This is a genomic window from Acidovorax sp. HMWF018 (assembly GCF_003061035.1).
GTDB classification, from domain to species: domain Bacteria; phylum Pseudomonadota; class Gammaproteobacteria; order Burkholderiales; family Burkholderiaceae_C; genus Acidovorax; species Acidovorax delafieldii.
The window spans coordinates 24232-32646 of sequence record NZ_QAIM01000123.1 but is presented as its reverse complement, the minus strand read 5'-3'; the positions used below and the strand labels follow the sequence as shown (position 1 = coordinate 32646).

Genomic DNA, 8415 nt, shown 5'->3' with positions numbered 1-8415 from the left:
GGCCAACGCCGTGCCCCAGACGGCCACGGCCCGCCTGCGTGGCGGCAACGCCGATGCCACCACCCGCCAGCTCAGCGCTGGCAAGGACGCCTTTATCGGCAAATACACCAGCCAGGGCGGCAAGTTCAGCATCGATGTGGCGCGTGAAGGCGCAGACGTCTTGGTCAAGGTCACGGGCGCATCGGCCCACGGCTCGCGCCCCGAAGAAGGCGTGAACCCGCTGCCGCGCCTGGCGCTGTTCATCAAGGAGTCGGGCCTAGTGCTGGCCCCCAATGGCTACGCGCAGGCCGTGCGTTACCTCACAGACCTGTATGGCACCGACTACCTGGGTCGTACGATGGGGCTGGCCTACAGCGATGACTTCATGGGCCCGCTCACGATGTCTCCCAACCTCATCCGCGAAAAGGATGGCAAGGTCGATGTGCTGGTGAACGTGCGCATGCCCCGGGGCAACACGCCCGAAGCACTGGCCAAAGCCACCACCGAACGCATCAAGGCCTGGGGCACCCAGGCGGGTGTGGCGGTGGAGGTGGACCACAACCAAGGCAACTGGATGGCCCGCGACCCCAAGGGCGCCTGGCTGGCCACGTTGCTCAACACTTTTGGCGACACCACCGGCCTCGAAGCCAAGCCCGTGCCCACGGCCGGCAGCACCACCGCCAAGCTGATGCCCAACGCCATCAACTTTGGCCCAGCCATGCCTGGCAAGAAGTACACCGCCCACAATGCCAAGGAGTTCAAGGAAGTGGCGGACCTGGATGCCGACATGCAGATGTTCACCGAGATGCTGGTGCGCATTGGCAACTTGCCGCACATGCAATAAGCCTGTGGGGCTTGGCTCCGCTTGCGTTTTCTTGACCCAGGTGCAAGGCATCGGCCTTGGCTGACATGGGGGACCAGTCGCTTGCGCTACAGTATTTGAGGATCCCGCACAGCGCGGGGTGTTTCATGTTCTCCGCACGGAAGGAACCTCCCTATGGCCAAAGCTCCTGGCAAAGCCGCATCCGGCAAAACCTCAGCCCCCAGCATCAACATCGGCATCAGCGACAAGGATCGCGCTGCCATCGCTCAGGGCCTGTCGCGCCTGCTGGCCGACACCTACACGCTGTACCTCACCACCCACAACTTCCACTGGAACGTCACGGGCCCCATGTTCAACACCCTGCACACCATGTTCATGGCGCAGTACACAGAACTGTGGAACGCGGTGGATCCGATTGCCGAGCGCATCCGCTCGCTGGGCCATGTGGCACCAGGTTCTTATGCCGAGTTTGGCAAGCTGGCGACGGTGCCGGACGCCCCCGCCAAGCCCCCCAAGGCGCTGGACATGGTGCGTGTGCTGGTTGAGGGCCACGAAGCCGTGGCCCGCACGGCGCGCAGCCTGTTCCCTCTGGCCGACAAGGCCAGCGACGAGCCCACGGCTGACCTGCTGACCCAGCGCCTCACGGTGCACGAACAGACGGCGTGGATGCTGCGCTCGCTGCTGGAAGAATAAAAGGGCTCTCCTTCCCCTGCGCGCGTCGGCCGACGCTCGGCCCGGCTGCGCGCGAGGGAGATGGCACAGGCGCTCAGAATAGCGCCTTGTCCTACACGGCGCAGCACGGTCGCCTGCGCATGATGCGGGTTTTGGTCATGCTCCCTTCCCGCAGGACGGCATGGCGGATCAACTCCCTGTGATGTATGCGAATCCTGTACGTTGAAGACAACCCGGAGCTGCGCGAGACCATCGGCATGCTCATGGAAGGCGAAGGCCGGACGGTCACGCCCTGCGCCTCTGCCGAAGAGGCGCTGGCGCTGGATGCTGGCGACCCCTTTGACGTGCTGGTGACAGATGTCAGCCTGCCCGGCCTTTCGGGCACGGATCTGGCCCGCCAACTGCTGGCAGATGATCCGCAGCGCTGGGTGGTGCTGTGTTCCGGGTATGAACTGGGCAGCCATCCGAGCAATTGGGGGCCGAACGTGCGCGCCTTGCTCAAACCCTTCGAACTGGAAGAGCTGGAGCAGCTGCTCGATTCCATCCAAAGCGCGCTGGCCTCGGCCGCCGGCTGACGCTTGCGGGCACCGCCCGCTCGCGGTTTGTCTCCCCCCTGTCATATCACCCTGGTAGCGCCTTCACGGCTTCCGGCGGTCGGCTTGTCTGCTGGTGGGCACGCTGGCTGCGCGTGCATGGCATGGTCAACTGCGGTGCGGGCGCGCTGGCGAATGGCGCGGCAGTGTCACCTGGAAGGTGGTGACATTGTCTTGCGACCTGGCTTCGATGGTTCCACGGTGGGCCCGCACGATCTGGTGTGCAATAAAAAGCCCCAGCCCCAGACCCTGGTGGCGGCCAGGCTCGCGTTCTCCTCCCCGGAAAGGGTCGAACAAATGCGGTAACAGCTCGGGGGGGATGGTGCCGCCGTTGGCCACCGTGATGCTCACCTGCTCGGGGCGGGTCCCGTCCACCGCAATTCGTACGGGGTGGTCGGCGCTGCCGTGGTGCAGTGCATTGCCGACCAGATTGGTGACCACTTGACACAGGCGCTCCGCATCCCAGGTGCCTGCCAGGTCTCCCTGCAGGGTGGAATCGATGGGGCGTTCCGGGTGGCTGGTGGCCACCTCGTCCAGCGTGCGCTGCACCAGCGCCTGCATGTGGGCAGGGCCCAGCTGAAGGGCCAGCCCGCCCGCCTGGCGAATGCGGGTCACGTCCAGCAGGTCTTCGATCATGTGGCCCATGCGCTGGCTGGCGCCCAGCACCCGGTCGGCCATCAGCACCGCCTTGTCGGGGGGCGGCTGGCGCTTGAGCACGGTGGCCGCCGCGACGATGGACTGCAGCGGTGTGCGCAGGTCGTGGCTCAGCACTGCCATGAACATTTCGTTGATGCGCAAGGCCTCAGTGCGCGCGCGCAGCTCGTGCGCCAGCGCCTGCTTGCGCCGGTGCAGTTCAAAGAACACGCTTGCCTTGTTGGTGAGCATGTGCGGGTCGATGGGTTTGTAGAGAAAGTCCACCGCCCCGCTCTCGTACCCCCGGAACTGCCAGTTCTGCTCGCGTGAGCCCGCCGTCATGAAGATGAGCGGGATGTGCCGGGTGCGCTCGCTGCCCCGGATCAGTTCCGCCAGCTCGAAGCCGTTCATGTCGGGCATCTGCACGTCCAGCAAGGCCAGGGCCACGTCGTCATGCGCCAGCAGCAGTTCCAGGGCCTCGGGGCCCGACTGGGCCTTGAGGATGTCCAGCCCGTCGCGTTGCAGCAGCGCCTCCAGGGCGATCAGGTTTTCCTCGACATCGTCAACGAGCAGGCATTTGGTGCGGTCGGTCTGGGGCATGGGCGGTGGGGAGGGTGGATGGGGTTCTCAAGGAAGGACGCATATGCCCGTATCAAAGCTGCTGGCGGCGGTGCAGGTCCACCAGCAGCCTGGCAATGCCTTCGGGGGGCAGGATGTGGTCAACCGCCAAGGCCGCGATGGCCGCCTGCGGCATGGTGGGCATGCTGGCGCTGGCGGGGTCTTGCACGATCGTGAGGCCGCCCGCCGCCTGAATGGCTTGCAGGCCGTGCACACCGTCTTCGTTGGCTCCCGACAGCAGGATGCCCACCAGCCGGGGGCCGTAGTGGTCTGCCGCCGATTCGAACAGCACGTCGATGGAGGGGCGGGAAAAATGCAGAGGCGCGTCCAGCGACAGCCCCACATGCGGTCCCTGGGGGCCAGCATCGACCAGCAGGTGATAGTCGGGTGGCGCAAAGCTGGCCGAGCCTGGCGTGATGGCGTCCTTGTCCTGCGCCTCGCGCAGCGCCAGGGCGCAGCGGGGCTGGAAGATGTCCACCAGCAGGCTGCGCCGGTCCCGGGGCAGGTGCAGCACGACCAGAACCGCGGCCTGCAGTGTGGCGGGCAGCGCGGGCAGCAGCTGCAAGAGGGCATCAATACCACCCGAAGAGCCACCCACCACGACGGCGTGGTAGCCCCCCGGTGGCGATGGCCTTGGCGCCAGGGCGGGGCTGGTCATTGTCCGGCCTTTTTTCGGTAGATGCGGTCCTCCAGCACGAAGTCCTCGAAGGCATCGGTGTGCGCAGAAAACCGCAATGACTCCTTGGAGCCCAGGCCCAGGAAGCCCCGGTGGCACAGCGACTCGCGGAACAGCCCGAGTGCACGGTTCTGCAGGTCGCGCTCGAAGTAAATGAGCACATTGCGGCAGGACACCAGATGGACCTCGGCAAACACGCTGTCGGTGGCCAGGCTGTGGTCAGAGAACACCATGTGCTCGCGCAAGCCCTTGTCGAACACCACGCGGCCATAGCCGGCAGCGTAGTAGTCCGACAACGAGCTGCGGGCGCCCGAGCGCGCATGGTTCTCGGTGAAGGCAGGCACCCGGGACAGGTCGAACACACCCGCCTCGGCGGCGCGCAGCGCGTGCGGGTTGATGTCCGTGGCGTAGATCAGCGTGCGGTCCAGCAGGCCTTCTTCCTGCAGCAGGATGGCCAGCGAATAAACCTCTTCTCCCGCGCTGCACCCGGCCACCCAGACCTTGAGCGACGGGTAGGTGCGCAGCAGTGGCACCACCTCCTGGCGCAGCGCCTGGAAGTAGCTGGGGTCGCGGAACATGTCGCTCACCTGCACGGTGAGGTATTCGAGCAGCGCAGGGAACACGGCGGGTTCGTGCAGTACGCGGTCCTGCAGCTGCGACAGCGTCTTGCAGTCAAACTGCACCAGCGCCGACGCCAGCCGCCGCTTGAGCGACGCCTGCGCGTAGCCCCTGAAGTCGTAGTGGTAGCGGTGGTAGATGGCATCGATCAGCAGGCGCTGCTCGATGTCGGCGGTGCGGGCCTTGCGATGGGGCATGGCGGGGCCTACTTGGGCATCCACACCCGCACCAGAGACAGCAGCTTCTCCACGTCCAGCGGTTTGGCGATGTAGTCATTGGCCCCGGCGGCCAGGCATTTTTCCTGATCGTCCTTCATGGCCTTGGCGGTCAACGCGATGATGGGCAGGCGGCGCCACTCGGGGCGGTTGCGGATCTCGCGCATGGCGGTGTAGCCGTCCATCTCCGGCATCATGATGTCCATCAGCACCAGGTCAATCGCAGGGTGGCCGCCGCTGCCGGCGCGCTCCAGCGCCTGCAGGGCCTCCAGGCCGTTGCGCGCAATCTCCACGCGGATGCCGGTGGGCTCCAGGATGCTGGAGAGCGCAAACACGTTGCGCACATCGTCTTCCACCACCAGCACGTTGCGGCCTTCCAGGGCAGTCTCGCGGTTGCGGGCCACCTGCAGCATCTGGCGGTGCTCTGCCGACAGCTCCGACTCCACCTGGTGCAGGAACAGCGTGACCTCGTCGAGCAGCCGCTCGGGGGAGCGGGCGTCCTTGATGATGATGGACTTGGAAAACCGGCGCAGCTGCTGCTCCTCGTCGCGCGACAGGGCGCGGCCTGTGTACACGATGACGGGCGGGAAGGAGACGCCGTCCTGCTCCGTCATCTGCTGCAGCAATTCGTAGCCGCTCAGGTCGGGCAGGTTCAGGTCCATCACCATGCAGTCAAAGGTGGAGCCGCGCAGGTGCGCCAGCGCCTCGGCTGCCGTGCCGGCGCCCACGATCTCCACGTCGTCGTTGGTGAGCAGGTGGCGCACGCTCTCGCGCTGGCGTTCGTCGTCTTCCACCACCAGCACGCGCCGCAGGTTCTGGGTGAACTTGGCTTCCAGCCGCTGCAGGGCATGCACCAGTTCGTCGCGCTTGACGGGCTTGAGGGCGTAGCCCACGGCGCCCCGGCCCAGTGCCTCTTGCGAGTAATCAGCCACCGAGACCACATGCACCGGAATGTGGCGCGTGGCCGGGTTGCGCTTGAGTTGGTCGAGTACGCCCAGGCCCGAGAAGTCGGGCAGGTTCACGTCCAGCACGATGGCGCTGGGCAGGCTGTGTACCGCATAGGCCAGGCCGTCGGCCGCGTTATGGGCCAGGTGGCAGTCAAAGTCCATCTCACCGGCCAGGTCGCTCAGGATCTGCGCAAAGCGCACGTCATCCTCAATCACCAGAATGCTGCGCGCGCTCGCGCGGCGCGGGGCTGCGGGTGCGGTGGGGGCCGCCACGGGTGGCAACGCGGGGGCCGAAGCAGCCGGTGCGACGACCGGTGCCGTCGCGTGGGCTGGCGCAGGCGCCGCCACCGGCATTGCGGATTCAGCTTCAGGCGACGAAGGCACCAGCTTCTGGGGCAGGACCAGGGTGAATACGCTGCCCTCGCCCGGCGTGCTGTGCACGTGGATGGACCCACCCAGCAGCTGAGCCAGATCGCGCGAGATCGACAGGCCCAGGCCTGTGCCGCCGTATTTGCGGTGGGTGCTGCCATCGGCCTGCCGGAAGGCTTCGAAGATCAGTTCCTGCTGGTGCGCCGGAATGCCGATGCCCGTGTCCTTGACGGCAAACGACAGGGTGTCGTCCGGGTTGCGCGACACATGCAGCGCCACCGAGCCCTTCTCGGTGAACTTGAGCGCGTTGGACAGCAGGTTCTTGAGCACCTGCCCCAGGCGCTGCGGGTCGGTGTCCAGCGTGGCGGGTGCGTCGGGCGCGACGGTGGCAGTGAACGTCAGGCCCTTTTCTTGCGCCAGCGGGCGCAGCGGGTCGATCAGGGTTTGCAGGGCCTTGGACAGCGTCACCGTTTCCACCGACACGGTGGCCTGGCCGGCCTCGATCTTGGACAGGTCGAGGATGTCGTTGATGAGTGCCAGCAGGTCGTTGCCCGCCGCGTAGATGGTCTGCGCGTACTTCACCTGGTCGGCGCTCAGGTTGCCCGGCTTGTTGTCTGCCAACAGCTTGGCCAGGATCAGGGTGGAGTTGAGCGGTGTGCGCAGCTCGTGGCTCATGTTGGCCAGGAACTCGCTCTTGTACTGGCTGGCCAGCTCCAGTTCGCGCGCCTTGTCCGTCATGGCGCTTTGGGCGTGCAGCAGTTGCTCGCGCTGGTATTCCAGTTGCTGGGTCTGCGCCTCCAGGTGGGCGTTGGTCTGCTCCAGCTCGGTCTGCTGCACCTCCATCTGGGCCTGCGACTCTTGAAGGATGCGGCTTTGCTGCTCCAGCTCCTCGTTGCTCACACGCAGCTCTTCTTGCTGGGTCTGCAGCTCCTCGGACTGGCGCTGGGTTTCTTCCAGTAAGGCTTCCAGGCGGTTGCGGTCAATCCCCGCGCGGATCGCCACCGCCAGAATGCCCGAGGCGCGTTCCATCAGGGCGCGCTCAGGCTCGGTCAGCGGGCGATGAAAGCCCAGCTCGATCACGGCAAACACTTCGCCGTTTTCGATGGCGGGCGCCAGCAGCAGCTCGGTCGGTGCGGACTGGCCGGTGCTGGACGACACCATCAGGTGCCCGGCGGGCACATCGCGCACATGCAGCATCTGGCGCGAGCGCGCGACCTGGCCCACCAGGCCTTCGCCGGGCAGCAGGCGCTGCTCCAGCCGTTCGCGGGGCAGGGCGTAGCCACCAAACAGGGTGAGTGCGCCGTTGCAGTCGGCCACGTAGCCTGCCCCCACGGCCGCGCGCAGGTATTGCGCCAGGTATTCGAGCGTGAGCTGGCCCAGGTCCTCCAGCCGGTGGTCGCCCTGGATGCGTTGGCTCAGCCCGTTGAGGCCGGCCGCCACCCACGACTGCTGCGCCTTGAGGCGGTACTCCCGCGCATTGGCGGCGGCCGACAGGCAGATGAGCACCAGCAGCACGAACGATCCGCCCCAGGAGTAATAGGTGGACATCGAGGCCGCCTCTACCCACTGCTTGCGGTCACTTTCCAGCTGCTGGTTCAGCAGCGTGGACAGGTCCGACGCCAGGTCGCGGATGCGGTCCATCAGCACCCTGCCGGCATCACTGCGGGTTACGGCCACGGCGGCCTCCTGGCCTTTTGAGCGGCGCAGTTCAATGGTCTCGCCCAGCTCGCGCAGTTTTTCGTGGCGCAGGTCGTCGATCTGCACGACGAGGCGGCGCTGCACGGCGCTGTCGTCCGTCAGCTCCTTGAGGCGCGCCATGTTGCGCTCCATGGCGCCCAGCGACAGGTTGTAGGGCTGCAGATAGGTGTCGTCCCCCGTCAGCAGATAGCCGCGTTGCCCGGTCTCGGCGTCTTTCAGCGAGGACACGAACAGGTTGAGGTGGCGCATGGTCACCGTGGTTTCGTCCATGGCTTCCACCGCTTGCGCGCGCACCTGGGCGGTGCGGAAGTTCACCAGCGCGATCAGCACCGTGGCGAGGGCAGCAATCACAAATCCCACCAGCATTCCGCGGGGGACAGCAAAACGCGTGGCGGCCTGGGAGGTCGATGTATGGGGCATGCGTGGGTGCCCCAGAGGGCGGTGCGTTGGCGGAACGAGCGGAGACTTTAACGGGTTTTGTGCTCGCGCTGGGGCTGTTACCTGGCCCCGGGGATGCGTGCCCCAGTCGCGGCGCTGCTGCTACATTCTGTGCGCCCGTGGCCCGCCACCCGCC

At 66.4% G+C, this 8415-nt stretch carries 6 protein-coding genes and 1 pseudogene; 3 read left to right on the top strand and 4 right to left on the bottom strand.

The features are described from left to right. The 3 genes and pseudogenes from DBR23_RS30285 to DBR23_RS04735 all read left to right on the top strand — a co-directional run. Positions 1-823 (top strand): annotated as a pseudogene (locus DBR23_RS30285) (beta-Ala-Xaa dipeptidase); the annotation flags it as partial. Between the two features lie 153 nt (positions 824-976). Beyond that, positions 977-1495 (top strand): Dps family protein, encoded by a 519-nt coding sequence (locus tag DBR23_RS04740; protein WP_056065336.1) that lies wholly within the window; start codon positions 977-979, stop codon positions 1493-1495. Positions 1496-1680: 185 nt separating this feature from the next. Next, positions 1681-2049 (top strand): response regulator, encoded by a 369-nt coding sequence (locus tag DBR23_RS04735; protein ID WP_056747877.1) that lies wholly within the window; start codon positions 1681-1683, stop codon positions 2047-2049. Positions 2050-2175: 126 nt separating this feature from the next. On the opposite strand, the gene DBR23_RS04730 is transcribed toward DBR23_RS04735, so the two are convergent. The 4 genes from DBR23_RS04730 to DBR23_RS04715 are packed head-to-tail and all read right to left on the bottom strand — an operon-like array spanning position 2176 to position 8261. Next, a complete protein-coding gene (locus tag DBR23_RS04730) occupies positions 2176-3300 on the bottom strand; it encodes a hybrid sensor histidine kinase/response regulator (RefSeq protein ID WP_108497467.1) in 1125 nt (374 codons plus the stop codon). Positions 3301-3352: 52 nt separating this feature from the next. After that, positions 3353-3976, bottom strand: a complete 624-nt coding sequence (locus DBR23_RS04725) for a chemotaxis protein CheB (RefSeq protein WP_108497466.1) — start codon at positions 3974-3976, stop codon at positions 3353-3355. After that, a complete protein-coding gene (locus DBR23_RS04720) occupies positions 3973-4809 on the bottom strand; it encodes a protein-glutamate O-methyltransferase CheR (RefSeq protein WP_108497479.1) in 837 nt (278 codons plus the stop codon). Before DBR23_RS04720 ends, DBR23_RS04725 begins: the two co-directional genes overlap by 4 nt. Positions 4810-4817: 8 nt before the next feature. Beyond that, the gene (locus tag DBR23_RS04715) at positions 4818-8261 is read right to left on the bottom strand and encodes a response regulator (RefSeq protein WP_108497465.1); all 3444 of its coding nucleotides are present in this window, start codon (positions 8259-8261) and stop codon (positions 4818-4820) included. Between the last annotated feature and the right edge of the window lie 154 nt (positions 8262-8415).

What these genes read in the sequence shown, in the direction of transcription:
- DBR23_RS04740 (WP_056065336.1), top strand. Translation starts at nt 977, where the DNA reads ATGGCCAAAGCTCCTGGCAAAGCCGCATCCGGCAAAACCTCAGCCCCC.
- DBR23_RS04720 (WP_108497479.1), bottom strand. Translation starts at nt 4,809, where the DNA reads ATGCCCCATCGCAAGGCCCGCACCGCCGACATCGAGCAGCGCCTGCTG.
- DBR23_RS04730 (WP_108497467.1), bottom strand. Translation starts at nt 3,300, where the DNA reads ATGCCCCAGACCGACCGCACCAAATGCCTGCTCGTTGACGATGTCGAG.
- DBR23_RS04725 (WP_108497466.1), bottom strand. Translation starts at nt 3,976, where the DNA reads ATGACCAGCCCCGCCCTGGCGCCAAGGCCATCGCCACCGGGGGGCTAC.
- DBR23_RS04735 (WP_056747877.1), top strand. Translation starts at nt 1,681, where the DNA reads ATGCGAATCCTGTACGTTGAAGACAACCCGGAGCTGCGCGAGACCATC.
- DBR23_RS04715 (WP_108497465.1), bottom strand. Translation starts at nt 8,261, where the DNA reads ATGCCCCATACATCGACCTCCCAGGCCGCCACGCGTTTTGCTGTCCCC.